General features: G+C 68.0%; 21 protein-coding genes and 1 pseudogene. 13 read left to right on the top strand and 9 right to left on the bottom strand.

Translation table 11 applies throughout. From position 1 onward, the window contains the following. The first annotated feature begins 444 nt into the window (after positions 1–444). From LXT23_RS06110 to LXT23_RS06080, 8 genes are all read left to right on the top strand, one after another. Entirely contained in the window at positions 445–2,187 is a 1,743-nt protein-coding gene (locus LXT23_RS06110) for a hypothetical protein (protein ID WP_253979113.1), read from the top strand. After that, the gene (locus LXT23_RS06105; RefSeq protein WP_253979112.1) at positions 2,184–3,545 is read left to right on the top strand and encodes a hypothetical protein; all 1,362 of its coding nucleotides are present in this window, start codon (positions 2,184–2,186) and stop codon (positions 3,543–3,545) included. Before LXT23_RS06110 ends, LXT23_RS06105 begins: the two co-directional genes overlap by 4 nt. 296 nt (positions 3,546–3,841) lie before the next feature. Continuing rightward, on the top strand, positions 3,842–5,200 hold the full coding sequence (locus LXT23_RS06100) for a hypothetical protein (RefSeq protein ID WP_253979111.1): 1,359 nt from the start codon (positions 3,842–3,844) through the stop codon (positions 5,198–5,200). A 298-nt stretch (positions 5,201–5,498) separates the two neighbouring features. Next, positions 5,499–6,392: a hypothetical protein gene (locus tag LXT23_RS06095; protein ID WP_407692870.1), complete on the top strand. Its 894-nt coding sequence runs from the start codon at positions 5,499–5,501 to the stop codon at positions 6,390–6,392. After that, a complete protein-coding gene (locus tag LXT23_RS50610) occupies positions 6,389–6,625 on the top strand; it encodes a helix-turn-helix domain-containing protein (RefSeq protein ID WP_407692869.1) in 237 nt (78 codons plus the stop codon). The genes LXT23_RS06095 and LXT23_RS50610 overlap by 4 nt, the downstream gene beginning before the upstream one ends. 179 nt (positions 6,626–6,804) lie before the next feature. Then, positions 6,805–7,410, top strand: a complete 606-nt coding sequence (locus LXT23_RS06090) for a hypothetical protein (protein WP_253979110.1) — start codon at positions 6,805–6,807, stop codon at positions 7,408–7,410. Beyond that, positions 7,379–8,959: a hypothetical protein gene (locus tag LXT23_RS06085; protein WP_253979109.1), complete on the top strand. Its 1,581-nt coding sequence runs from the start codon at positions 7,379–7,381 to the stop codon at positions 8,957–8,959. The genes LXT23_RS06090 and LXT23_RS06085 overlap by 32 nt, the downstream gene beginning before the upstream one ends. A gap of 88 nt (positions 8,960–9,047) precedes the next feature. Beyond that, complete coding sequence (locus LXT23_RS06080; RefSeq protein WP_456104493.1) at positions 9,048–10,409, top strand: IS701 family transposase; 1,362 nt, start codon at positions 9,048–9,050, stop codon at positions 10,407–10,409. Between the two features lie 12 nt (positions 10,410–10,421). On the opposite strand, the gene LXT23_RS06075 is transcribed toward LXT23_RS06080, so the two are convergent. From LXT23_RS06075 to LXT23_RS06060, 4 genes are all read right to left on the bottom strand, one after another. Beyond that, positions 10,422–10,991: a hypothetical protein gene (locus LXT23_RS06075; protein ID WP_253979107.1), complete on the bottom strand. Its 570-nt coding sequence runs from the start codon at positions 10,989–10,991 to the stop codon at positions 10,422–10,424. Positions 10,992–11,006: 15 nt separating this feature from the next. Continuing rightward, positions 11,007–12,362, bottom strand: a complete 1,356-nt coding sequence (locus LXT23_RS06070) for an AHH domain-containing protein (RefSeq protein ID WP_253979106.1) — start codon at positions 12,360–12,362, stop codon at positions 11,007–11,009. A gap of 353 nt (positions 12,363–12,715) precedes the next feature. Beyond that, positions 12,716–14,506 (bottom strand): serine/threonine protein kinase, encoded by a 1,791-nt coding sequence (locus tag LXT23_RS50055; protein WP_267146675.1) that lies wholly within the window; start codon positions 14,504–14,506, stop codon positions 12,716–12,718. Further along, positions 14,503–15,432: a DUF2381 family protein gene (locus LXT23_RS06060; RefSeq protein ID WP_323378790.1), complete on the bottom strand. Its 930-nt coding sequence runs from the start codon at positions 15,430–15,432 to the stop codon at positions 14,503–14,505. Before LXT23_RS06060 ends, LXT23_RS50055 begins: the two co-directional genes overlap by 4 nt. A 703-nt stretch (positions 15,433–16,135) precedes the next feature. Here LXT23_RS06060 and LXT23_RS06055 point away from each other — a divergent pair. The 5 genes and pseudogenes from LXT23_RS06055 to LXT23_RS06035 all read left to right on the top strand — a co-directional run bounded on the left by LXT23_RS06055 (position 16,136) and on the right by LXT23_RS06035 (position 21,048). Further along, the gene (locus LXT23_RS06055) at positions 16,136–17,302 is read left to right on the top strand and encodes a serine/threonine protein kinase (RefSeq protein WP_253979105.1); all 1,167 of its coding nucleotides are present in this window, start codon (positions 16,136–16,138) and stop codon (positions 17,300–17,302) included. 160 nt (positions 17,303–17,462) lie between these two features. Beyond that, positions 17,463–17,818, top strand: a pseudogene (locus tag LXT23_RS06050) (helix-turn-helix transcriptional regulator). Positions 17,819–17,906: 88 nt separating this feature from the next. Next, entirely contained in the window at positions 17,907–18,518 is a 612-nt protein-coding gene (locus LXT23_RS06045) for a hypothetical protein (RefSeq protein ID WP_253979104.1), read from the top strand. Next, a complete protein-coding gene (locus LXT23_RS06040) occupies positions 18,515–19,876 on the top strand; it encodes a hypothetical protein (RefSeq protein WP_253979103.1) in 1,362 nt (453 codons plus the stop codon). Before LXT23_RS06045 ends, LXT23_RS06040 begins: the two co-directional genes overlap by 4 nt. A 35-nt stretch (positions 19,877–19,911) precedes the next feature. Next, positions 19,912–21,048 (top strand): aminotransferase class V-fold PLP-dependent enzyme, encoded by a 1,137-nt coding sequence (locus LXT23_RS06035; RefSeq protein ID WP_253979102.1) that lies wholly within the window; start codon positions 19,912–19,914, stop codon positions 21,046–21,048. Positions 21,049–21,125: 77 nt separating this feature from the next. Here the strand turns inward: LXT23_RS06035 and LXT23_RS06030 are convergent, their stop codons facing one another. From LXT23_RS06030 to LXT23_RS06010, 5 genes are all read right to left on the bottom strand, one after another. Beyond that, the gene (locus LXT23_RS06030; protein ID WP_253979557.1) at positions 21,126–21,506 is read right to left on the bottom strand and encodes a hypothetical protein; all 381 of its coding nucleotides are present in this window, start codon (positions 21,504–21,506) and stop codon (positions 21,126–21,128) included. Positions 21,507–21,640: 134 nt separating this feature from the next. Then, a complete protein-coding gene (locus LXT23_RS06025) occupies positions 21,641–22,522 on the bottom strand; it encodes a methyltransferase domain-containing protein (protein ID WP_253979101.1) in 882 nt (293 codons plus the stop codon). After that, a complete protein-coding gene (locus tag LXT23_RS06020) occupies positions 22,519–23,256 on the bottom strand; it encodes a hypothetical protein (RefSeq protein WP_253979100.1) in 738 nt (245 codons plus the stop codon). The genes LXT23_RS06025 and LXT23_RS06020 overlap by 4 nt, the downstream gene beginning before the upstream one ends. Next, positions 23,253–24,608, bottom strand: a complete 1,356-nt coding sequence (locus tag LXT23_RS06015) for a sensor histidine kinase (protein WP_253979099.1) — start codon at positions 24,606–24,608, stop codon at positions 23,253–23,255. The genes LXT23_RS06020 and LXT23_RS06015 overlap by 4 nt, the downstream gene beginning before the upstream one ends. Continuing rightward, positions 24,605–24,922, bottom strand: a complete 318-nt coding sequence (locus LXT23_RS06010) for a hypothetical protein (protein WP_253979098.1) — start codon at positions 24,920–24,922, stop codon at positions 24,605–24,607. Before LXT23_RS06010 ends, LXT23_RS06015 begins: the two co-directional genes overlap by 4 nt. Positions 24,923–24,952 lie beyond the last annotated feature (30 nt).

Raw genomic sequence — 24,952 nt, 5'->3', positions numbered from 1 at the left:
CAAGTGGCTCGGCGCTTCGTGGTGAGGTGGCCATGGATGGGATTGGGTTGGAGTTGGGATTCGGCGCGTGGCAGGAGCGGGCTGGCCTGGAGATGGGTGATGCACGCTGAAGCGTCGTGGCGCGGACGATGGGCCCTGGTGGTCGCCGTCACGCTCTCGCTCTTGGCGGGTTGTGCCTCGACGCCTCACGGTGCGTCGCGCCCTTCCGGGGCCGCTTGGAGGGAGGGGCAGGCGTTCTTCGCCGCCACCGCGGAGGCGGGTACCGCGGGGCCACGGCCCTCCCTGTCCCCGTCCATGCGGGCGCACGGCTCCGGTGGTGAGGCGCTCCCCTGCGGAGGCGTGCCCCGAGGCTGGCCCCACCTGGACTCCAGCGAGGAGCTCCTAGCTCCCTTCCTGACCTGCGGTTCTCCGGCTGCGTTCGTAGCGCTGCAGCGCGGAGTGGACATGCGAAGGCTGGTGGAGGCGCTGGATGACTGGTCCGCCGTCCGCCTCGGCGCGCTGGGGCCGGTGGGCGCGGAGGCCGCCAGGGTCCTCAACCGAAAGCGTGCGGCCTTTCTCGTCACCGCCACGGAGAAGTATGGCGTCGGGCTGGCCGAGGTCTTCGCGCTCTTCATCCTCCACTCGGCCTTCGACGATGACCTGCGCCAGGTGCTGGTGCTGCTGTCACGGGACAAGCAGCTGGGACAGACGCTGGGGGGGATGGGCACCGTGCGCGAGGAGCTTGAGCGCCGGGGCTTGAAGCTCTCCGAGTACCCGGAGCGGGACGAGCGCGCCGGTGACGTGCTGCGCGGGCTGGGGCGCGTGGGCCGGGATGCGCTGGCCACCAGCGAAGCTGTTCAAGGGCTTCAGGGCGCGGGGCTGTATGCGCGGCGTGAGCACTTGCCACCGCCCTACCAGGAGGCCTTCGACGAGGTGCAGGCGGCACGCATCTTCGCGCCGGGCAACCTGGCGGAGGGCGTCTTCGAGCGGATGACGTTCGGGGTGCCGCTGGGCTTCTATCACCTGGTGGCTGGGACGGCCCGGGGGGCGCACTCACTGGCCGAGGGCAGTTACGAGCAGGCCACGCGCGAGCTGGCACCGGCGGCGCTGATGGTGGGCCTGTACGCGGGTGGCAGGGGCGCGCGCTCCGTCCGTGAGACGACGGGGCCGGGAGGGGTGCAGCGGCTGCAGGCGGTGGTGGAGCGGCTGTCGGAGCGGCTGGGCGGAAACGCCATCCGAGAGCTGGCGCGCTACGTCCAGGCCCAGCGGGAAGCGGGCCTCCTCGTGGCGGAGGGAGGCGAGGCCGCCGCGGCGGCGCTCCATGAGGCCCGGGGCAGCGTGCCGAAGGCGCAGGCGGTGCTGTCCGAGGCGAAGTCCTCGCGTGCGGGCGCCACGTCGACGCGGGGTGGCGTGGCGAAGAGCGGCGAGGGTGTGGCGGCCCTGGTGCGGGAGGCGGCTGGCTTCACCCGGGAGGCGGTGGAAGCGAAGCTGCTGCAGGCGGAGCTGGAGGCGGCGGGGCCGCGCCTGCCCGCCGACGTGGGGTTGCTGAAGCAGCAGCGGGCCGAGCTGGACGCGCCGCCGCCAGGGGTGCGCGAGGGCTCCGCGCTCTGGAGCGAGTACGTGACGTACCGGGAGCGGCGGCTCGGGGAGCTCGTCGAGGGCAGGCCGTCGAAGGGGCCTCTCAAGTGGGAGGGCTACCAGCAGATGCGAGGGCTGTTCACGCGGGGGCTGGAGTTCGAGCGCACCATGGTGTCCCGGCTGCGGGAGGACGCGGCGCTTCCGCGGGGAGAGCGGCGGTGGCTCAAGGACTTCGACACGCCCCGCATCGAGCTGCATGTGGGCGTGGCGAAGCCGGGGGTTCCGGGTGTCCGCTATGCGGATGTGCTGGTCATCGAGGGACGTCCGCCCTCGGCCCAGCCGCCTCGGGTGGAGACGTTCAGCTTCAAGAGCCGGGACCTCTCTCTGCTGAAAGAAGAGGCACTGACGGCACAACTGGTCGCGGATGCGAGCGATGCTCTGCGCTTCTACGGTGAGGGCCTCAACATCCGGCGTCCTGCCCTGAAGCTCCTCGGTGTCGAAGTACAGGTTGAGAGAATCCGTCTCGTCTATGAGGGTGGCACACTCAGACCGAGGAACGCGAAACTCGAGGAGCGGGCTGTGCGCGAAGCGCGTGATGAGGTCAGCGGAGTCGAGGTCCTGTTCCAATGAAGGCGCTGGAGTTCCAAGACTTGAAGCGGGACGACCGCCTCCTGCTCACTTTCGATGGGCACCTGGACTCCCGGGCCGCTCTCGCGCGCGAGCTGGAGCCCTTCCTCCAGTCTCTCGAGGCGCACGCGGGCGAATGGATGCCGGACGTCGCCACCGGCAAGCGGCCCCGCAGGTACTCCCGTGACGCCATCTGGAAGGCGTTGGAGGAGAAGCGAGGTGAGAAGAGCACGGCCGTCGGGCTCTATCGCACGCAGTGGCCCGCGCTGGACATGACGCTCAGGCTCCGGTTCCCGCCGCACCCTCCCGCGCTGAGCGTCTGGCTCAATGTGCAGCCCCTGTCCTTCTTCGCGGAGGCGGACCGCTGCGGCAAGCTCATCGAGATGGTTCGCGCCTGGGCCACGCATTACCCGGTCCCTCATGCCATGGCCCACAGCATGGCGGACGACGAGCTGTCGGGTGCCCCCCACTATGGCCGTGATGTGGAGACCTCGCGCAGAGACGGCTTCGACAGAATCTACGAGCTCTTCTGGCTCAACGTCTTCGGCCCGAAGCTGGTGGAGACCGTGGGCCGGGAGCGGCTGCTGTCCACGCCGGCCCACCGGGTGGAAGCCCTTCCCAACGGCTCCATCCTCCTGGTGACCTGGCCCACCGTCGCGGACTTCGCCAGCGAAGCGGCGCGCGAAGCCCAGGCCCGCGCCTTCGTCCACCTCCGTCCGGACCTCGACTTCGCCGCCGTGCTGCGCACCCTGCGCGAGCGCAGCGCCGCGCTCGCTCCCGTGGAACCGCGCTTCCATCCGGACGTGGCCGCGCTCCTCTCCCGCGTGCCGGACGCGTTCGCCATCAGCGAGCGTCAGCGCAAGATTTCCGAGCTCAACGCATACCGTCCACCCGACCCGGACGAGTGGCTCCCCGCCAGCGCCGCCCTGCCCTCGGACGTGGAGGACCCGGACCGCGCCCGCGCCCAGTACGCGGACCTCGCCGAGCGGCTCGTGGCCCTGCTGCACACCCCCGTGCCCTCCGCCTTCGAAGCCACGCCCGAGTCGCTCACAGACGTCGATGCCCACTTCTTCCACGAGAACTTCCCGGAGACCTTCCAGCGGGAAAACCTCGACGACCACGCGGTGCCCGCCGTGGGCGCGTACCTGGGCGAGGTGCTGGTACAGCACCTGGGCGGCCAGTGGATACCGCGCAGGAAGCTGCAGGAGTCCCAGGTCCGTGTCGGCGAGCGCGTGTGGCTCCCCTTCGTGCGCGCCCACCGCTACCTGCGCTCGCGCCAGGCGCTGCTGGACTTCTCCCTGACGCAGCTCTACCGCGTCGCCGAGCGGCACCGCTTCCCCGCGAGGACAGGGGACGCGTGACAGGCACTCCGGGTGCCCTAGACTCCGCGCCCGTCATGCCCCTGCCCAGCCAGCGGATGAGTCGTGGGGGTGGGATTCTGCGCGTGGCAGGAGCGGGCTGGCATGGAGGTGGGTGATGCACGCTGAAGCGTGGCGACGCTGAACATCCGCCGGCCGGGGCTCCAGCTCGAGGTGCCAGTGCAGCGCGTTCGCCTCATCTATGAAGGTGGCGCACTCGGGCCTCGGCGGCTTGATACGCTCGAGAGGGCCATCGAGGCCGTCGAGGGTAGAGTCGAGGGAGTGGAGGTGCTGTTTCAATGAAGGTGCTGACACTGCGGGACCTGGACGTGGAGGACAGCCTCGTCCTCTACCTCGACGGCACCTTTGACTCCCGGCCCCCACTCAGGGACGCACTGGAGTCCTTCTTCCATTTGCTGGAGGCGCACGCGGGCGAGTGGATGCCGGAAGTCGTCCACGGCAAGCGACGGCGCCAGTACTCACGAGAAGCCGTCTGGACGGCCCTGGAAGAGCGGCGTGAGGAGGGCAGCACTGCCTGCGGGCTCCATCGCATGACAGTGCCAGCGGTGGAGGTAGCGCTCTCGCTGGTGTTGCCGCCTCGCGCTCCCCGCCTCAGCGTGAGCCTCCATGCACAGCCGCTCTCGTTCTTCCATGAATCGCGCTGCCGAGCCTTCGTGGAGCTGGTGGGTGCCTGGGCGTCGCGTTACCCGGTCCCTTACGCCATGGCCCACGGTATGGCTGACAGGCAGCTCTCGGGTGCGCCCCATTACGGCCGCGATGCGGCGACCTCACGAAGAGACGGCTTCGACAGAATCTACGAGCTCTTCTGGCTCAACGTCTTCGGCCCCAAGCTGGTGGAGACCGTGGGCCGGGAGAGAATGCTGTCCACGCCGGCCCACCGGGTGGAAGCGCTACCCAACGGCTCCATCCTCCTGGTGACCTGGCCCACCGTCGCGGACTTCGCCAGCGACGCGGCGCGAGAGGCCCAGGCCCGCGCCTTCGTCCACCTCCGCCCGGACCTCGACTTCGCCCCCGTGCTGCGCACCCTGCGGGAGCGAAGCGCCGCGCTCACCCCCGTGGAGCCGCGCTTCCACCCGGACGTGGCCCCGCTCCTCGCCCGCGTGCCGGACGCGTTCGCCATCAGCGAGCGCCAGCGCAAGATTTCCGAGCTCAACATCTTCCATCCACCCGACCCGGACGAGTGGCTCCCCGCCAGCGCCGCCCTGCCCTCGGACGTGGTGGACACCACCCGCGCCCGCGCGCAGTACACGGACCTCGCCGAGCGACTCGTGGCCCTGCTGCACACCCCCGTGTCCTCCACCTTCGAAGCCACTCCCGAGTCGCTCACCGACATCGACACCTACTTCTTCCACGAGAACTTCCCGGAGACCTTCCATCGGGAGCACATCGACGACCACGCCGTGCCCGCGGTGGGCGCGTACCTGGGCGAGGTGCTGGTGAAGCACCTGGGCGGCCAGTGGATTCCACGCAGGAAGCTGCAGGAAGCCCAGGTCCGCGTCGGCGACCGCGCCTGGCTCCCCTTCGTCCGCGCCCACCGCTACCTGCGCTCGCGCCAGGCCCTGCTGGACTACTCCCTCACCCAGCTCTACCGCGTCGCCGAGCGGCACCGCTTCCCCACCAAGACAGGGGACGCGTGACAGGTGCTTCGGGTGCCCTAGACTTCGCGCCCGCCATGCCCCTGCCCAGCCGCCGCCACCTCTTCTCGCCCTCGGTGCCAGCGTGGATGCCGGAGCGCATCATCGCGCCGTGCTCGGCGAGGACCCAGAGCGCCTGGGGGCCCTCGGGAAGATTTTCGAGGACGAAGGTGCCGTCCGAGGCGGTGGTGGTCTGGGCATGCACGGGGGCCTCGCCCTCGCGCGCGGTGACGAGTTCCAGGATGAGTCGCGGGGGTGGGATTCGGCGCGTGGCAGGAGCGGGCTGGCATGGAGGTGGGTGATGAACGCTGAAGCGTCGCGGCGCGGCCGGTGGGCCCTGCTGGTCGCCGTCACGCCCTTGGCGGGTTGTGCCTCGACGCCTCACGGTGCCTCGCGCCCTTCCGGGGCCGCTTGGCGGGAGGGGCAGCCATTCTTCGCCGCCACCGTGGAGGCGGGTACCGCGGGGCCACTGCCCTCCCTGTCCTCGTCCATGTGGGAGCACGGCTCCGGTGGTGAGGCGCTTCCCTGCGGAGGCGTGCCCCGAGGCTGGCCCCACCTGGACTCCAGCGAGGAGCTCCTTGCTCCCTTCCTGACGTGCGGCTCGCCGGCCGAGTTCGTGGCGCTGCAGCGCGGAGTGGACATGTCACGGCTGGTGGAGGCGCTGGACGACTGGTCCGCCGTCCGCCTCGGTGCCCTGGGGCCGGTGGGCACGGAGGCCGCCAGGGTTCTCAACCGCAAGCGTGCCGCCTTTCTCGTCACCGCCACGGAGAAGTATGGCGTCGGGCTGGCCGAGGTCTTCGCGCTCTTCATCCTCCACTCGGCCTTCGACGATGACCTGCGCCAGGTGCTCGTGCTGCTGTCACGGGACAAGCAATTGGGGCAGACGCTGGGGCGGATGGGCACCGTGCGAGAGGAGCTTGAGCGCCGGGGCCTGAAGCTCTCCGAGTACCCGGACCGGGACGAGCGCGCCGGTGACGTGCTGCGCGGGCTGGGGCGCGTGGGCCGGGATGCGCTCGCCACCAGCGAAGCAGTCCAGGGTCTTCAAGGCGCGGGACTGTACGCGCGGCGTGAGCACCTGCCACCGCCCTACCAGGAGGCGAAGGGCAGGCCCGTCCAGCCGTTAGCAGCCCTTCGCAAACCCTCGGAACCTCTGGGGATTCGGAGTCGGGGCGCGTCCAACCGTCACAGCCGGTGACGGGGGATCGCAGCCCGTTTGCTGCACCCTTGCTGCAAGGTGCGGCAGGAGCGACTGGGGCGCCGCTCCTTACAGTGCGCGCCGTAGCCGCCCAGCTCGCCGTTTCGAGGGCCACGGTCTACGGGCTGTGCAAGCGGGGGCAGCTTCGGTCAATCCGGGTATCCGGAGCGCTCCGGATCGACCCCGCGAGCGTTGGGGCGTTCATTTCCGCCAGCAGGGACGCGCTCACGTAGCCGCAAGAATGTAGCCCAAAGGCCCACACGAACGACAAGTCACGTCCCCGATTTATTGAGGGACGGGATTATTCTATCTCTCATGCCCACTACTCGCCCACCAATTCTGTACGAAGACCTCTGGAGACCGCCGCTAACAACCATTCACAAGAATAATCCCAGAGAAAGACGAGACAAGCATGAGCGAGCCCGACACCAAGACCCACCCTTCAAAACTTCCTGACTATGGGACAGCGATTCGTCGCTTTTGGTGGGACTCCTTTTTCTATCTAATGCGAGTCCAGAGTCCGCTACTCAGCCAAATGGGGCATCGCATCTATGATGCCGTGCCCGACTCGGCCACACCTACAGGGATCGCCGACGGGGCTCACGTCCCATGGCCAGAGACCTCTTTTGAATTTCACATCAGCGTGGCAGACATGCTCGCCGCAGATGCCGAAGCATGGGTCACAATGATTACCGAATCCGCCGCCCAAAGCGGAGACAAGGTATCCCTGCACATCGCAATGACAATGAGTTCAGTTGCCGAAGCTAGCGGCAAGGTCATCACAGGAGAAAGCGCCAAATTCAGTTGGGATCGATACCTGGATATGCTCGAACAGTTTCCAGTGAGCTTTAACGAAAATGGCGAGCCTAACCTACCCTCCATCGTAACCGGCCCAGCGCTCGCCAAAACAATTGAGGCAACTCCCAAAACGACAGAGCAGCGTCAGCGAGAATTTGAAATATTAAAACAAAAAAGGAAGGAATACGATGCTAGACGCCGCCTTCGTAAGCTGGATTAGCACAATTGGGGAACGTGGCTTTGACGCCTTCTTCCTCTGTCTATTAAGAGCCCAGGGATTTTTTGACATCCACTTCACACACGGACCGTACGAGTTCGGAAAAGACATTATCGCAAAACACCCTCATCCAGAACCAACACAGTACGCATTTCAACTAAAAGCGGGTGACATCTCAGGCACGGAGTGGACAGCAATCCTAGGACAAATTGAGGAGCTAATAGACACCTATTTGACTCATCCAAACTTCGACACGACAGCTCCCAAGATTTTTGTACTTTGCACTACCGGACGGCTAAAGGGGAAAGCTATCCTTGGCTCCAAGCAATTCCAAGAGAGAGTCAGAGAGAATAGAAAGGCTTCTTTTGACGTATGGGAGATAGACCAACTCCTAGAGATGCTCAAGGGACGCGAGCATTTCGGATTGCTCGCATCACCAAGCGCTGAATTGCCAAGGATTGTGGGCAAAATCGCTGCACAGGACACTACAGATCGTGAGCTTGAAGACCTGTTGGCAGCATTTATTCCAAGCCCGACCACTAGCCTGACCCAGGTCTACAGAAACACGCTTGACAATGCCATTTGCATAGATTCGCTAATCAGGCAGGACATGCCGTTTCAAGCCATGACTGCCGCACTATCAGGTGTGCGAATCGCTGCGACCCTCGCATACTCAGCCAAAGGAGAAGCCCATGAATTGATAACCGAGGCCATGCGTGCATTCATACGGCTAGGCGACGCACAATTTTCAGAACTACTTAGCCATCCCACCGACACAGAGAGATGGTTTAAATGGATAGGCGGCGCCGCCGAACAAATTATCACCTATCCAGTAACATGTCTTCGCATTATTGAGTTCCTTGGCCTAGCATCCCTCTATGCTCGCCATATCGGCCAACCTACAGAGGCCGAGAAGTACGCACATCTCTGCGATGCTGTCGTGAGTTCGCAAGAAGGGTGTTTTCATCCCATCTCTGACCGATATGCAGCATCATTGATTCCACCACTAATTGCCCTTTATGCAAGTGGGCGCGCATCAACAGCCACTCGCATGCTTCGAGGCGTTACAAAGTGGGTGTGCGATCAGTACGAGCGAAGTGATTTTGGATTAGCCGGGCCACACTCTACTCCCGAAGAAGAGGTCCGGCAGTTTCTTGGATATGCCTTCGATTGGATTGATTTGCAGCCCCGCCGCGACTCACTAATCGCAGTTGCGCTCATTGATTTTGCCTATGTTTTTCTGCCGGAACAGTATGAGCTAATATTGAATGAATTTCTTGCCGTCAACACATTGCCTGCGACGCTACACGCTTTAGACGCCCCCCAATCATTAACTGTTCAGGGAGGAGGCATCCAGTCGCTCTTCAACATCAAATATCCTCCCGCCCCTCAAAACGAACTGCTTGCCCACCACAGGATCCAGCCCACACCACGAACTCCCGAGTGCGTAGGCGGTCCAGTCGCCCTCCTTGCCTTGGCTTGCCTTGCAAGAGATCGCCTGTTCTCCGACTGCTATCCAAGGATCAAAGCCGCACTGAATGACAAGACATAAAGTAAGCCTCGTTGGCAATTTTATTTCCAGCGCCTAATACTACCTGGTCAGTTGTGCATAGGGCGCGGGCGTGATCTACCCCTAGGGTATGACGCCCGCGCAGATGCGCAAGCTCGACCGAGAGCTGCGCGAGTACTTCGAGTCGATGGTGGAAGGCATGGGCCGGCAGGAACGGCGCCGCGCCTTAGAGCTCTACCTCACCGGCCTGCTATTGGATGGGGAGCGCAAGAGCGTGGAGCCCATGGCCGGACGGCTGGTGGAGGACATCCGCCAGCGAGAGGCGGTGAGGCAGCGGCTGCAGCAGTGCGTGTCGGTGGCGGACTGGAGCGACGACGAGATGCGCCGTCGGCTGGCGCTGAAGCTGGAGGCCGAACTGCCCAAGCTTGAGGCGCTGGTGGTGGATGACACGGGCTTTCCCAAGAAGGGAGAGCACTCGGCGGGCGTGGCTCGGCAGTACTCGGGAACGCTGGGGCGGACGGATAACTGCCAGGTGGCCGTCAGTCTGCATCTGGCTGGGGAGAGGGGCAGTGGCTGCATCGCGATGCGGCTGTACCTGCCTGAGGAGTGGACGCTCAGCAGAAAGCGCTGCAAGGCCGCGGGCATCCCATCGCAGGTGCGTTTCCAGAAGAAGTGGCAGATAGCGCTGGAGCAGTTGGATGCGGCGCTGGAGTGGGGCGTGGGAAAGCACGTGGTGCTGGCCGACGCCGGGTACGGGGATGCGCGGGAGTTCCGCGACGGGATGCGCGAGCGCGGCTTGCACTACCTGATGGGCGTGCAGGGCACGCATAAGGTATGGCCGCCGGGGGCGAAGCCTCAGAAGCCCGAGAAGGTACAAGGGAAGAACGGACGGCCTCGCACGCGCTACGTGGCTGAGGGAGTGCAGCCCTGGACCATCGAGGACCTGGCGCTGCAGTTGCCGCCAGAGGAGTTCCACCTCGTTCGCTGGCGCGAGGGGAGCCGGGGCGAGCAGTCCTCGCGGTTCGCCGCGGTGCGGGTGCAGACGGCCGAGAGACACGTCCAACGCGCTCCTCCGAGCGAAGAGGTGTGGCTGCTCATCGAGTGGCCCAAGGAGGAGAAGGCCCCGACGAAGTACTCGCTCTCGTCGCTGCCTGCGGACACGCCGCTCAAGGAGTTGGTGCGCTTGTCCAAGCTGCGCTGGAGAGTCGAGCGCGACTACCAGGAACTCAAAGGCGAGGTGGGGCTCGACCACTTCGAGGGGCGAACGTGGCGAGGCTTCCACCACCATGCCACCCTCTGCATGGTGGCCCATGGGTTCCTTGCGCTCCGTCGGGCGCTTTTCCCCCCGGAGGAGAACACGCTGGACGCTGCCCGAAGTGCGCCGCCGCCTTCAGCACCTGCTGCTGCGCCGCATCGGCCATTGCCCGCTCTGCCTGCGCAACATCGGCGCCCGCGCACCTCCTCGAGGGCCGTCACGAATCTGATCAGGTAGTACTAAGCGCCTCTAAACCTCCGTGAACGTCGTTCCGGTTGCCCCTATGCGTTCCAAGGCTGCTTTGATTTCCTCTGAGACAATAAGGGCGATGGACCACCCCCAAGTTCGAAACACCTTCGCCTCGCCCACCTTCAAGGGGTCAATCCGCAACCCGGAAATATCCCGGTACTGGCCGACTTTCTCCGGTTGTTCGTCCTCCGGCGTCCAACGCTCCACCTCTCTGCATGCGGCATCGTCAATGCAGCGAATGAGCTTTGTTGCCACTAGAATACAGAACTGCTCCGGCTGCCCCTGAACCTCAACAGGAATAATCTGCACATCAGAAGGCGCCATCTGCGCCAAGAGTGCGGCTACCCGAACGTGGATAACCGGCGTGCCGAACGCCGCGAGTGAGAAATCCAAGGCCCTGCCAGGAACATCAACCGGGATTCTCAAAGGCCCCTGATTTGGAACCGGCACCCCATCCGTAAACGCCCACCACTCTTCTACTTCGGAGCCTTTTGAGTCAGTAGGAGCGCCAAGCAGCCAACGTCCCTTTACGGCCATGTCATCGGACAGTTTGAAGTATCGCGTCGGCATTTGAATACCCTGGCGTCATTGGCTCCGGGTCACCAAGTTGTTTAGTTCGGTTCCAGGTGTAGCGATCTGCCGTGACAACCTCTTAAGTTCTGCGGTTAGTGCTACGCGGCACTGCTGAATACTGCGGCATGTGCGCGTTGCACCAACCAGTCGCTCGAAAATCTTCTCGTGATACTCCTCCGGGTGAGGGCCCTTGTGCCCCTTAACGTTGACGATGTTGGCCGGGTCGTTCAGCGACATGCCCGCCTTATCGAAGATCCTCTGAAACCGTGGTGACCACGGGCCACCGCTATTCGTGGAGTCCCACCACTTGTCCGTAGCGATGTGGTGATCGTGTCCCTTCGCGTCCACCGGACCGACAGCCTCGCCGCCCATACCCCGCGCCGTCGTGGAGACCGCGCCAGAGGCGAGCGCCATGGTGACCGCTTCGCCCGTCACCGCCACCATCTGCACTTCGCCCACGGCGGACAGCACGATACCCGCCTGGGAACCAGCCTGCATGGATGCTTGCGCCGAGCCGGGCAGCGTCGGCACTTTGCCCGCGAACCCTGCCGCCGTATTTCCGATGGCCACCGTGGCAAGCATGGCGAATGCGCGCGCCGCGTTGCGCCCCATCACCTTGCCGTACCGCTCTCCAGCGTCGCGGAGTTCGTCAAACGTACGGGCCCGGTCCGCCTCTTCCACCAACCGCCGGAAGCCCGTAATCAGGCCCCAGAACGTGTCCACCCCCAGGTAGACAACCAACGTGGCCGTCATGACAGCGGCCAAGCTCTTACTCACCGGCTCGGGCACCGTCCATAAGATTAGATACAGCGTGCCCGTCCACAACGCTGCCGCCAGCATGGCGTGCGGGTCGGCCATGTCCCTGAACGCCTCTAACATCTCTTCGTTCACCGCGTTTTGGGCGAGCGCCATGGCCAGCGCGTAACGACCATCCCCGTTCACCGTGGGGCCACCCGTCAGCAAGCGCAGGCAATCTCCCTTCCTCCCTGTACGTTCGCACCAGCGCAGGTAGGCGCGCGTCAGCTCCACGTCTGCTTCCGAGAACTCCCCCTCCAGGTGCTCGCCCGGCCCAAGCGGCGTGACCCGGCGGGTGCGCGCATCGAAGAGGTACGTTCCCCCACGCGCGTCCATATCGAATAGCCGCCGGGCGGCCTCTTGCGGGTGAGCTGGAGGCCGCCGGGTTCGCGCGTGCTCGGACAGGGCCTCTTTGAATTCGTCCTCTTCCAATTCAACGGGCCCTGCTTCGTCGGTGCGGGGGGTGAAGGTGAGAACCTCACCCCGGTCCGTCTCCAAGCGCACCACACGCGCCGTGGCGCAGCCGGTCAGCAGGGGCAAGAGCAACAACGCGACGGCGCGATGCAGTTTCATGGGGCACTCTCCAAGCAATGGCTCCGCGTGCTCCGAGCGCGAGCGAGCACACCCAGGCCACAAGGCAGGATGACGCTTAGGGCTGACGACACAGCCCGCGCACATACCGAAGGGCGGGCTGGAGTCTTCGGGGGCTACCCCTGGAATCCCGCCGAAAGGGCTTCGGCGTTGGCGACGCATAGGTCATAGGACATGAGGCGCGGCCCGCCTCAATTGCGTTCCGCCCGAAGCGCGGCAGCAGCGTTGTCCATAGGGCTCGCCGTGCGTGAAGTGCGGGCCGTTCGTGGGACGGCATCAAGATGCGCGGCAGACCGCCACGGGCGCCGCTCCAGCACCACCCTTTTCATCATCCGCTAGGGCTGCGTCCACTCACCATAAATGAACCGGACGATTTCCATGCGCGAGAGCACTACGGCACCGGGCTTGGAGCCCTCTCCCTTCTCCAGACCGCCGTTATTTCCAAGGACGATGCAGACGGGAATCTCCCCCGGCAGCGGCCTGTCACCGGCGTCCCTCGCTCCAGCCGGAGGAAACACACGGGTGTACCGGCCAACAACGGTTTCCCCTTCCGTCCAGAGGTAGCCCTCCACTCGCCAACCCTTCTGGAAGGCGCCCCATTTTGATGCGAACTGCCCCGTGTATTTTCCGGTACGGAAAACGCCAGCTGTGTTGGTGCCGCCGGGTTGGTTCTCGTCGAGCACTAGATGGAAAGCAGCGCCATCACTGGCCCGCATCGATTGCATCGTTCTGACCGCTTCCGCCGAGCATTCCTCGCGTTCCGGCCGCACCTGGGGCGCCGGGCAACCCGCCGCCAACTGAGCGGCGAGCGTGTACCCCGCGCACTTGGCCAGAAGCTCCGGGGTGAAGGCGGGGCGGGGGGCGGGCTTGGGCTGCTTCGGGGTGGGCTGACGCGGGGGAGGCTTGGGGGCACTCACGGTGGGAGATTCCTTCTGAGCAGAGGCCACGGGGGCCGGTGACGGTATTTCAGCAGCGGGCGGCGCGGCGGGGGAAGGAGGTAGCGCGTCAGGCGCCCGCGTATGCGGGACGCCCACGGGGGCCGGGAGGCTGCGCGCTTCGGGGGGTGGTAAAGGTTCGTGCAGCAGCGAGAGGGCCGCCACAGCCGCCACCACCACCGCGCCCGCAGCGGCGACCATGCGCCGCCTGCCCCGCACCCGAGCAGCGGCGCCCTCGGGCGGTGCGCTCGCGGCGGGCGCGAACACCGCCGCGTCCCATTCCGCGCCGCCCGCGTCCGCCAACGCTTCCAGCCCGCTGCGCAGGGCCTCCAGCGTGGGCAACCGTTTCGCCGTGTCGTGCTCCACCGCCCCGGTCACCAAGGCGCTGAGCGCTTCGGGAACGCGTGGGTTTACCGCTTGGGACGCCGGGGGCGGGCCCATGGCGGGGCTGTTGACGGTGATGCGCCGCGCGGCGCGTTGCTCCGCGTTCTTCGCCGTTTCCGCGTCCGTCAGCGCGTCATACAGGCACACCGCGAGCGCGTATTGATCATCCTTGGCATGGAAGGGATAGCGAGCACTGAAGTCCAGCCGGTGGTCGTTCCAGAAGGTCACCGCCTCGGGTGTGCGGAAGCGGTTGGTACCCGGGGGAAGGGGCCCCTCGGTCAACTCCCGTGCATTGGCGAAATCGCCCGCGCCGAAGTCCACGATGAAGGGCTCCCCGTCGTCCTTGCGGATGAGGACGTTGGACAAGGAGATGTCCCGGTGGAAGACGCCCTGGCGGTGCATGTAGTCCAGCGCGTCCGCCAGCTTCATGAATACGCGCGCCACCTGCTTGAAGGTGGGGCGCTTTTTCTCCAACCACTCGGCCAGCGTCCAGCCATCCACGTAGTCCAGCACGAGGTAGGAGTAATCCCCAATCAGGTCGGGGAAGTGGCCCCAGGCCCGGGCGCGGATAATGTTCGGGTGCTCCAGGTGGATGAGGCAGCCCAGCTCCCGCGTCATGCGCTGGTTGGTTTTCGCCGCGTCGTCGCTGACTTCGCGGCGCCGGGCCAGCTTGAGGGCAAATTGCCGCCCACGCCGCTTCACCAGCAGCACCATGCCGTTGGCGCCCTCCCCGAGCGCCTTGACGATGCGGAAAGAGTCAATGAGTGCGCCGGGCCTGAGAAAGCCCAGGGGTTGCGCCGTGGTCATGGTCCGTGCTCCTTCTGCGCTGGCTTCAGCGCATCATCCACCGTCACGCCCGGAACGGAGAGGTGCCGCGAGCCCTCCGCTTCCCGCACTTCCACCCGGTAGACCTCCCCCGGGCGCTCCGGCGGGCGTGCGAATTCCACCGCGAGCGTCCCCTCAGACTCGGGCGCCAGAGCTTCGGGCTCCAGGGCCACCACACGCGCCGAAATGCGCTCGCGGCGGGATTCGTTCACAAGCCACGCTTTGCCCGGCTTCCACACCGGCCGCCCCGGCGGGTTTCGCAACGGCACGGACACCACCACCCACGTGTCCGCGAGGATGCGCCGCGAGGGTCCGCACTCCACTCCGCCCGCGCTGGCGCCGCGCGGGCATTTCAGCGGAGCAACCTTGACGCCGCTTTCGCCAATCTGGCCTGAAAGCACCCAGGAAGCCGGACCGGTGGCCCCGCCTCGCTCGCGCAGCGCGGCCACCTCCGCGTCACACGCAGCGGTTCGCGCTTCCAGCTCACCCACCTGTGCCAACAGCAGTTCCGGGGCGCGTGCGTCGCGGTAGGTCGTCACCTGCGCGTCCACTTCCGCCGCGTCCGTGCGCAGCGAGAAGACGGGCTCCAGAGCGGAGCAGGCATCTACGAAGCGCACGCGCAGCGCGACCGCCTTGCCCAGCTCCGCCACGGGCATCAGCGTGAGGGACCGAACGGAGACGGCGAGCAGGTTGACGCTCCCCGAGTCGTCCAGCTCCACCTTCTGTGTGTCGATGTCCGCGTCGAAATTCAGCGTGATGGGGATGCCGGGCGCCACGCGCACGTCAACGGGTGAGCCCGTCAAGGGGACACGGCGAACCCGCACCGTGCGCTCGGTGGGTGACTGGGCAGCCGCAGTCCATGCCACCAGGGAAAGTAGCGCCAGAACCAGCCCGGGAAGTGGTGACACGCGGGAATGACCTCCTGCGTTGGACCGTACCAGACCGCGCCCGTCCCTTGCGCGCTCCCGCCGCGCTCGCCCAGAGCGTAGCGGGCCAGAGCTACGCGAGGGCTGGCCAGGGCCGGAGTACGTGCTTGAAGCCTGACAGCCGCATTCAGCGGACAGTGCGGCGAGAGTGCGCCGCACCAGGCGGTACGCACCTGGGGCGCAGCGGGCCGGAGCACGCGGGCGACCTGGGCCCGGAAGTGCCCGCCCAGAGCACGCCAACCGTGCCCAGCGGTCAGGGGCGTGAGGGCGGCCACAGCGCTCACCTGGAGCGCGGCAGCCACGTCCAGCGCCCCAGCCGAGCGCGAGGACGGCTCCGGGTCATGGTGCTCGCCTGGAGGAGCACGGCGGCCATGTCCAGGCTCCAGCGGAGCGCCAGGGTGGCCCCGGGCCGGTGGTGCTCACCCAGAGCGCGGCGGCCACGTCCAGCGTCCAGCCGAGCGCGAAGCTTGGCGGTGCTCACGAGGACTCGCGCTGACAGTGGGTGCGCGTAAAGGATCCTTGCAAAACCGCCCTTTGGAGTAGGCCGCAGAACATCTTGCAATGTAATTGCAAGAGGCATGGCGGACGACCTTTAACGTCGTTCAAATTCAACCCAACCCACGGGTACGTTTCTGGGGTCCCCGCGCGGTGCCCTGCTCCGCGCACGTTTCCAGGAGGCTCCCGCATGGTGTTCTCTCGCCCCCCGGCGTACCCGCCGGGCATCGTCCTCTTTCGCCGCGAAGGCATCGCCTACGAGCTGGTTCAAGACCTGGGGCTCGGCAGCCATGGCGAGCGCGTCGCCCTGGCCCTGAAACGCGGCAAGGGGCAGGCGGACTTGGGCCGGGTCATCATCAAAACGCTGGGCCTTCCAGCCCTCACCAATGCCACGAAAGAGGCTCGCCAGCGGCTGGTCGAGGAAGTGCAATTGGCCACGTTCCTGCATCATCAGAACATCGCCCGCGTCCATGGGCTGCACGAATCCAAAGGGGCCCTCCACGTCATCACGGAGGCCGTCAGCGGGCGCTCCCTGGAAAGTCTCCTCAATCTGGTCCATGGGCGCGGGCGCTACTTCTCCGAACCCTTCATGCTCCACATCGGCGCGCAGGTGGCAGCCGCCCTGGCCCACGCGCACGGCAGCCGCGACGCGAAGGGAAAGCCGCTGCACATCGTCCACCGTGCGATTGACCCCACCCGCATCCGTGTGAAGCTGAGCGGCAAGGCGAAGCTGACGGACTTCGGGCTCGCGTCCGCGCACCTGCCCGGGCGGCGCACCGTGCGCGTGCCGCGTGCCAGAGGGGACGCCTATTACACATCCCCGGAAGTGCTGTTGGGGGAGCCTGAAGACACCCGCTCGGATTTGTTCGTGCTCGGGCTGATGTTGCTGGAGTTCGCCACCGGTCGTCACCTGCTCTGCCCCCCGGACCTGCTGCCACGCGAGATGGTGCAGATGCTCTCGGAGAAGGAAAAGGAACGACTCGGGGACGCCATCGCACGGGCGCAAGACGAATGGACCGAGCCGGACATGGGGGAGCTTGTGCTGCGGGCCGCCACCTTCACGCCGGAGGACGTGGCGCAGGCGACGCAAGGACTGTCAGAACCCGTGCGGGCCTTCTTCTCCAAGATGCTGCGGCGCGCTCCGTCGGAGCGGTTCGCTTCTGCAACGGAGGTAGAGAACCGGCTGCGCAAGCTACTGCACGAGCGCAAGGACTACGGCCACGCTGAAGCAGCGGCGGAGCTACACAAAGCGCTAGTTGACGCGGGGGAGGCATTGGCAGCCGACGCGGAGCCCGGCGCAGGGCGGGTGCTGCATCCGGACGCGGTTTCCACCGAGCCCGGCGCCCCGGGAGCGTGAAGCATCAGCCAAGCACTGGGCGCGCCAGCAGAGCCGCTGCGGGCAACGCCATTCTGAGCCAGAACGATGCAGAGCCCACCCCCCCACGTCCCCGTGCGTTCCCCTCTACTGAGCGCGTGCCCATGGCCCCCATCTCCCTGCGGATCATCGCCCCCACCGCATCGGTCCCGCAGCCCGCGAAGCGCGGGGCCGGCTACGGCTGACGCAGGCGGAGGTGGCCGAAAGGGTCGGCATTGCTTCCGAGGTTTACGGGCGATGGAGCGCGGAGCCCTGACCCCAAGCGTCGCAACCTTGCGCCGCCTATGCATGGTGCTGGGCATTTCTTCCTATGACGCATTGGGGTTGGCAGGCGCCCGCCAGCCGGTTGCCGACTTGGCGCCCGTGCCCCCTAAAAATGCCTTGCTGCGCCGACTGTTGAGGCGTGCGGTGCGCCTGAGCGCGTCCTCGCTCCGTGTCCTCACCAGCGTTGCGGCCAATCTGCCCGAGAAACCGACTCCCCGAAATCAGCGGGCGTGATGCGGCGTCCTGCCAACCGCAGCGCCACCATCGGGAGGCGACCCAACATTGCCCATGAAGTGGACGATGGACGTGGCCGCCGCCAGGCGTGCGCGAGGGCTCCGCGCTCTGGAGTGAGTACGTGACGTACCGGGAGCGGCGGCTCGCGGAGCTCGTCGAGGGCAGGCCGTCGAAGGGGCCTCTCAAATGGGAGGGCTACCAGCAGATGCGCGGGCTGTTCACGCGGGGGCTGGAGTTCGAGCGCACCATGGTGTCCCGGCTGCGGGAGGACGCGGCGCTTCCACGGGGAGAGCGGCGGTGGCTCAGGGACTTCGACACGCCCCGCATCGAGCTGCACGTGGGCGTGGCGAAGCCGCGGGTTCCGGGTGTCCGCTATGCGGATGTGCTGGTCATCGAGGGCCGTCCGCCCTCGGCCCAGCCGCCCCGGGTGGAGACGTTCAGCTTCAAGAGCCGGGACCTCGCGGGACTGAGAGTCGAGCCCTTGACGACGCAGATGGTCGCGGACGCGAGCAACGCCTTGCGCTACTACGGCGAGACGCTGAACATCCGCCGGCCCGAGCTCAGGTTCGAGGTGCGGGTCCAGAGGGTTCGTCTCATCTACGAGGGCGGCGCGCTGAAGCCCAGGGACCCGGACATGTTGAGGACCGCCGTGCAAAGCGTCCAGAATGAGGTCCAGGGCGTGGAGGTGCTGTTCCAGTGAAGCTGCTCGAGTCTCATGACCTGGGTGTCCAGGACCGCCTCCGACTGTCGCTGGAAGGTGCCTTCGACCCGCGGGCTCCACTCGAGCGTGAGCTCGACCCCTTCTTCGAGGCACTCGAGGCGCATGCTGCCGGGTGGATGCCGGACGTCATTGAAGGGAAACGGCGCCGGCAATACTCCCGGGCCTCGGTCTGGAAGGCGCTGGAGGAGAAGCGCGGCGAGAGAAGCACGGCCATCGGGCTCTACCGCACGACGTCGCCCGCGCTCGATATGTCGCTCAGGCTGTGGTTCCCGCCCCTGCCTCCCAGGCTTCATGTCTGGGTCGACGTGCAGCCACTGTCCCTCTTCGGCGGAACGGAGCGGTGCCTCGGAGTGGTGGACCTGGTTCGTGCCTGGGCTTCTCGGTATCCGGTCTCCCATGGCGTGGTCCACAGCATGGCTGACAGGCAGCTGGCGGACTTCCCCAACTTCGGCCGTGACGACGAGACCTCTCAGCGAGACGGCTTCGATAAAATCTACGAGCTCTTCTGGCTCAACGTCTTCGGCCCGAAGCTGGTGGAGACCGTGGGCCGGGAGCGGATGCTGTCCACGCCGGCCCACCGGGTGGAAGCGCTTCCCAACGGCTCCATCCTCCTGGTGACCTGGCCCACCGTCGCGGACTTCGCCAGCGAAGCGGCGCGCGAGGCCCAGGCCCGCGCCTTCGTCCACCTCCGCCCGGACCTCGACTTCGCCACCGTGCTGCGCACCCTGCGGGAGCGAAGCGCCGCGCTCGCCCCCGTGGAGCCGCGCTTCCAGCCGGACGTGGCCGCGCTCCTCTCCCGCGTGCCGGACGCGTTCGCCATCAGCGAGCGCCAGCGCAAGATTTCCGAGCTCAACGCATACCGTCCGCCCGACCCGGAGGAGTGGCTCCCCGCCAGCGCCGCGCTGCCCTCGGACGTGGAGGACCCGGACCGTGCCCGAGCCCAGTACGCGGACCTCGCCGAGCGGCTCGTTGCGCTGCTGCACACCCCCGTGCCCTCCGTCTTCGAGGCCACGCCCGAGTCCCTCACCGACATCGACGCCCACTTCTTCCACGAGAACTTCCCGGAGACCTTCCAGCGGGAAAACCTCGACGACCACGCGGTGCCCGCGGTGGGCGCGTACCTGGGCGAGGTGCTGGTGAAGCACCTGGGCGGCCAGTGGATACCGCGCAGGAAGCTGCAGGAAGCCCAGGTCCGCGTGGGCGAGCGCGTGTGGCTCCCCTTCGTGCGCGCCCACCGCTACCTGCGCTCGCGCCAGGCGCTGCTGGACTTCTCCCTGACGCAGCTCTACCGCGTCGCCGAGCGGCACCGCTTCCCCGCCAAGACAGGCGACGCGTGACAGGCACTTCGGGTGCCCTAGACTCCGCGCCCGCCATGCCCCTGCCCAGCCAGCGCCACCTCTTCGAGCTTCCCGACAGCGTCACCTACCTCAACTGCGCGTACATGTCCCCGCAGCTGCGGAGCGTCCGCGAGGCGGGCGAGGCCGCACTGGGGCTGAAGGCGCAGCCGTGGCGCGTGAAGCCCGAGCACTTCTTCACCGGCTCCGAGGCCCTGCGCGGCCTCTTCGCGAAGCTGGTGGGCGCGGACGCGGACGGCATCGCGCTCGTGCCCTCGGTCAGCTACGGCACCGCGGTGGCTGCAGCCAACCTGCGCGTGCGCCCGGCGCAGCGACTGGTGGTGCTGGCGGAGGAGTTCCCCTCCAACTTCTACCCGTGGCGCGAGCTGGCGCGGCACACCCGCGCCGAAATCGCCACCGTGAAGCGCCCCAGGAATGGGAACTGGACGGACGCGGTGCTGGATGACGTGGACGAGAACTGCGCGCTGGTGGCGGTGCCGCACTGCCACTGGACGGATGGCTCCTGGCTGGACCTGGCCGTGGTGGGCCGGCGGGCGCGTGAGGTGGGAGCCATGCTGGTGGTGGACGCCACGCAGTCCCTGGGCGCGCTGCCGCTGGACGTCACCGTGGTGCAGCCGGACTTCCTCGTCGCCGCCGGCTACAAGTGGCTGATGGGGCCCTACAGCCTGGGCTACCTCTACGTGGCTCCCGAGCACCGCGAGGGCGTGCCCCTGGAGCACAACTGGCTGATGCGCCAGGGCAGCGAGGACTTCTCGCGACTGGTGGACTACCGCGATGCCTTCCAGCCCGGCGCGCGCCGCTTCGACGTGGGCGAGCGCAGCAACTTCCAGCTCGTGCCCATGGCCACCGCGGCGCTGCAGCAGCTGCTCGCGTGGGGCGTGGAAGAAACCCAGGCCACGCTGCGCGCGCTGACCAACCGCATCGCCCGGGGCGCGGAGGCGCTGCGACTGGAGGTCGTCCCCGAGGCCCACCGCGCGGGACACCTCATCGGCCTGCGACGCGCGGGGGGCTACGCGCCCACGGTGGCCCAGGGACTGGCCGCGCAGGACATCCACGTCAGCGTGCGCGGCGACAACCTGCGCGTGTCCCCGCACCTCTACAACACACCCGAGGACGTGGACCGGCTGCTCGCCGCGCTGGCGCCCCTGCTGTAGCCATGTGAAGGCACCGGGGCCCGGGAACGTCCCGGACCCCGGTGTCTGGCTCCGCGGCGCACGCGCCCGCTGGAGGGCTACTGCCCATCGGGGGTCGGAGTCGTGGTGCCCGTGCCCATGTCGTCCGTGTCCCGCTCGATGCTGCCCGAGCCGCCCGTGCCCGGCTTCTTGTAGCCGCTGGGGGGCATGCCGGAGCCGCCGGTGCCCGCGTCCATGGCGGCGCCCGCATCCCGCGCCTTGCCGCTGCCGCCCATGCCGGTGCCCTGCTGCCCCGCGCCGCCGGTGCCCCCGGTGTCCTCGCGTCCCATCGGGTCGGAGACACCGGTGCCCTCCTCCATGCCCGCGCCGCCGGCGCCGCCAGTGCCCTCCTGCTCCTGCTGCTCACGGCTCTGGCAGCCCGTCACCGTCATGGCCGCGGCCACCGCGCCGAGGACCACCCATTTGCTGAAAGCCTTCATCGCGACACCTCCCTTGAGCTGACTGGCCCAAGGCTGGGGAGGCCGTCGCGCCGCGGCACCTGTACCGCGGGCCCTCGGCCCACTGTCCGTCCCATACCTGGGCGGGCAGCCAGGCCCCTGCTTCGCGCTACGGCTCAGCCCGGGCGCCGGAGCACGAGCAGCGCGTACTCCAGCCCGCCATCCATCAGCGCCTGCTGGAGCCGCAGGTGCTCGCGGCTGGACTCTCCCCGGCCCGCCTGGGCGAGGGCGCGCAGCGGGTGCAGGCCGCTGGCGGCGGCGGCGCGCTCGTGGGCGAGCAGCTCCAGCGTGAGGGACCAGAAGCCCACCACGCGCGAGGACACGTCGTCGCGCACCTCCAGTTCCAGCCCCGCGGCGTGCGCGGCGGAGAGGTACTCGTCCAGCGAGCCGATGTGCGTGCGCCAGTACCGGTCGAAGGGGCCCGCCAGCTCCGGCCGGCCGAGGAAGCAGTCGGCGATGGCCACCACGCCGCCGGGCCGCAGCAGCGTGCGCACGCGGCGGAACCACTCCGCGCGCTGCAGGTAGCACGCGCTCTCCACCGCGACGACGGCGTCGAAGCACGCGCGGCCCGGGACGGCGAGGGCGTCGCACAGCAGCGGCTTCACGCGCCCGCCCAGGCCCGTGGACTCCGCGAAGCCCGCCACCAGCTCCGCGTGCGCGGGCACGTTCGTCACGGCCGTCACCCGCGCGTGGTGCCGGGTCGCCCAGTACAGCGCGCCGCCGCCCAGGCCGCAGCCCACGTCCAGCACGTCACCGCCGTCGGGGAAGGGGCGTGCGGCGCGCGCCAGCTCGTCCAGCAGGGCCTCCTGGGCGCCGTGGATGTGCTCGCGCAGCGCGTCCGCGGGCGCGCCGGGTGGCGGCACTGCGTCCACCAGTCCGGCGTGGTAGTGCACGCGCGGCCCGGGGCCGTACCGCTGGAGGATGCGCTCCGTCTTCGCGTCGTAATACCCGGCCACCTCGTCACGCCTCGCCTCGGTCTTCGGGGCTTCTGCCCTCATGACTCCACCTCCGGGAAAATCGGTTCGATGCGGCGCAGCGCCGCATCCAGGCAACGCAGGTCCTGCCGGCGCAGCGCCTCCGCGGCGTCGCGAGCCCAGCCCACCACGGCGTTGCGGTCCTCTCGCGGCATGCTGGTGAAGCGCACGTCGTTCGAGCGGATGTCCTCCACCACGTGCGCGGCCACGCCCAGCGCCCGGCCCGCCTCAGGAGCGCGCGGCTCCAGCACGGTGCCGGCCCACAGCACGCGCAGGTACGCGGCCCACTGCTGGCCGGCGATGCCCTCGGCCACCTGGCGGAACAGGGGCGCCGTCCAAACGTCCGCGCGCACCTCCAGCGCCTGGGGCCCGGCGGCGAGCGCCAGCGTGCGCGAGGCCTCGGCCAGCACCGGCGCGGGCACGCGGGCCTGCTCGCCCGCCAGCGTGGCGAAGGCCAGGTTCTGCAGGAGGAACTGCACGCACGGCCCCACCCGCAGCGGCTGCGCGTGGTACGTGCAGTCCCCGTCGATGAGGTCGTCCGCGAGGTTGCCCGCGCAGAAGCTGAAGAAGAGCCCCGCGCCGCGCGCCAGCAGCACGGCCCGGGGCAGCCCGGCCTCCGCGCCGGCCTCGTAGAAGAGGGGCAGCGGCCCGGGCTGGGCCGCCTCCATCGCGGCGAGCACGTCGCGCTCGGACACCTCCGGCAGCGCCAGCCGCCGCAGCACCCGCAGCGCTTCCTGGAAGAGGGCGCCTCCACTCATCGGAACTCCCGGGGAAGGACCATGCGCAGCAGGGCGCCACCGCCGGGCGCGTTCTGCCGGTGCAACATGCCGCCGCTGGCGCGCAGCAGGCACTCGCTGGTGTAGAGGCCCAGCCCGGTGCCCTGGGGCTTGGTGGTGTAGAGCTCCTCGGCGGGCCCCGCCAGGCGCGCCGCCGGGAAGCCGGGCCCGTCGTCGGAGATGAGCACCTCCAGCCGCCCGCTGAGCGGCTCCGTGCGGGCGCGGATGTGCACCTGCCGGGCGCCCTGCTTGCCGTCGCCCTCGCAGGCGTTGAGCACCAGGTTCTCCACCACGCGGCGCAGGATGGGGGCCCCGCCGCGCATGAGGGCGCGCAGCGGCGTGTCCTGCTCCACCTCCACCTGGATGTCCACGTCGGGGAAGCGCAGGCCCATGCTGACCTGCACCGCCTCCAGCAGCGGGGGCAGCTCCACGGCCTCGGGCTCCGTCCCCGCGTAGCGCCGGCCCTTGGCGCGAATCTCCCGCACCATCTCGCGAATCTGCGTGAGGCTGTCGTTGAGCTGCCGGACGTGCTCCTCGAAGTCGGCGCGGCCCAGGGCGTGGCGCTGCGCGCCCAGCAGGGCGAGCATGTCCGCCGCGCTGCCCGCGGACATCAGCGCGTTGTCCAGGTCGTGGTGGTAGCCGAGGATTTCCCCCAGCGCCTGGGACAGCCGGCCCACGTCGCGCTCCTGCTGCTCCAGCAGCTGCGCGTGCACGGCGGCGCGAAGGCGCTCCGCGTCCGCGCGGGCCTTGTCGTGCTTCAGCGCGAAGGTGCCCAGGTACAGCTCGGCGGTGAGCGCCGCGGGGCCGATGACACCGAAGAGGGCCAGGTGCCCGTTGCTCGCGCGAAGCTGCAGCGCGGCCAGCAGCGCCAGCGCGGTGCCCACCGCGAGGAAGGGCTGGCGCGGCGTCACCCGGTGCAGCTGGCCATGGAAGGCGGTGGTGAAGAGGAAGAGGGAGGCGATGACGGTGGCCCCCGGCAGCGCGGACAGCGCCATCAGCGCGGCCACGAAGAAGTGCAGGGCGGCCACGCCGAAGGAGAGCCACAGCCAGCCCCAGGGCTCGATGCGGCGGCGCTTGCGGTGCACGACGGAGAAGAGCAGGCCGCTGGCCAGCATGGGCGCGGCGCACAAGAGGCCGGTGGTGAAGGGGATGCCGAAGAACAGGCGCGCGCCGGGCGCCCACGCGGCCATGGCCAGCAGGACCACCACGAAGGCGGTGAGCGCGAGCCAGGGGCCTGGGCGCGCGGCGGCGAGCACCTCGACGGCGTTCTGGGAGCGCGTCCATCGCTTGAAAGACGCCGTCACGGCGGTGCGTGAGGCGGACAGGAGGTTCATACGGTGCCGATGAGGTAGGTGCCGGAGGCTTCGCTGAGGAGGTTGGCCTCCTGGGTGGCCTGTGCCGCCCGGCGGTTGAGCTCCTCGACGATGTCCGGGTGGCCGGGGTGCACGATGCGCACCTCCACGTCTCCGCCGGCCAGCACGTGGTGCAGCGCCTCCAGCACCGGTTGGAGCGCGGGGTGGAGCGAGAGCGAGCCCTCCGGCCCCTCCACCGCGCCCAATTCCTGCGTGCGCGCCAGGTACCCGGCCAGGGCGCTCGCCACGGTGATGGAGAGGGCGCGTGGCACCTCGAGCTCGGTGGGGGCTTCCACCCTTGGCGCCGCCCGGGGGGAGCAGGGCGC

Origin of the sequence: Pyxidicoccus xibeiensis (genome assembly GCF_024198175.1) — a bacterium.
GTDB lineage: Bacteria > Myxococcota > Myxococcia > Myxococcales > Myxococcaceae > Myxococcus > Myxococcus xibeiensis.
The sequence above is the reverse complement of the archived record's forward strand: the minus strand, read 5'-3'. Positions and strand labels throughout refer to the sequence as shown.

Coding starts and splice junctions, on each gene's coding strand:
- LXT23_RS06095 (WP_407692870.1), top strand. CDS start 5,499: ATGAACGCTGAAGCGTCGCGGCGCGGCCGGTGGGCCCTGCTGGTCGCC.
- LXT23_RS06025 (WP_253979101.1), bottom strand. CDS start 22,522: ATGAGGGCAGAAGCCCCGAAGACCGAGGCGAGGCGTGACGAGGTGGCC.
- LXT23_RS06085 (WP_253979109.1), top strand. CDS start 7,379: ATGCTAGACGCCGCCTTCGTAAGCTGGATTAGCACAATTGGGGAACGT.
- LXT23_RS06030 (WP_253979557.1), bottom strand. CDS start 21,506: ATGAAGGCTTTCAGCAAATGGGTGGTCCTCGGCGCGGTGGCCGCGGCC.
- LXT23_RS06035 (WP_253979102.1), top strand. CDS start 19,912: ATGCCCCTGCCCAGCCAGCGCCACCTCTTCGAGCTTCCCGACAGCGTC.
- LXT23_RS06100 (WP_253979111.1), top strand. CDS start 3,842: ATGAAGGTGCTGACACTGCGGGACCTGGACGTGGAGGACAGCCTCGTC.
- LXT23_RS06105 (WP_253979112.1), top strand. CDS start 2,184: ATGAAGGCGCTGGAGTTCCAAGACTTGAAGCGGGACGACCGCCTCCTG.
- LXT23_RS06070 (WP_253979106.1), bottom strand. CDS start 12,362: ATGAAACTGCATCGCGCCGTCGCGTTGTTGCTCTTGCCCCTGCTGACC.
- LXT23_RS06110 (WP_253979113.1), top strand. CDS start 445: ATGCGAAGGCTGGTGGAGGCGCTGGATGACTGGTCCGCCGTCCGCCTC.
- LXT23_RS06075 (WP_253979107.1), bottom strand. CDS start 10,991: ATGCCGACGCGATACTTCAAACTGTCCGATGACATGGCCGTAAAGGGA.
- LXT23_RS06015 (WP_253979099.1), bottom strand. CDS start 24,608: ATGAACCTCCTGTCCGCCTCACGCACCGCCGTGACGGCGTCTTTCAAG.
- LXT23_RS06055 (WP_253979105.1), top strand. CDS start 16,136: ATGGTGTTCTCTCGCCCCCCGGCGTACCCGCCGGGCATCGTCCTCTTT.
- LXT23_RS06080 (WP_456104493.1), top strand. CDS start 9,048: ATGACGCCCGCGCAGATGCGCAAGCTCGACCGAGAGCTGCGCGAGTAC.
- LXT23_RS06090 (WP_253979110.1), top strand. CDS start 6,805: ATGAGCGAGCCCGACACCAAGACCCACCCTTCAAAACTTCCTGACTAT.
- LXT23_RS06020 (WP_253979100.1), bottom strand. CDS start 23,256: ATGAGTGGAGGCGCCCTCTTCCAGGAAGCGCTGCGGGTGCTGCGGCGG.
- LXT23_RS50055 (WP_267146675.1), bottom strand. CDS start 14,506: ATGACCACGGCGCAACCCCTGGGCTTTCTCAGGCCCGGCGCACTCATT.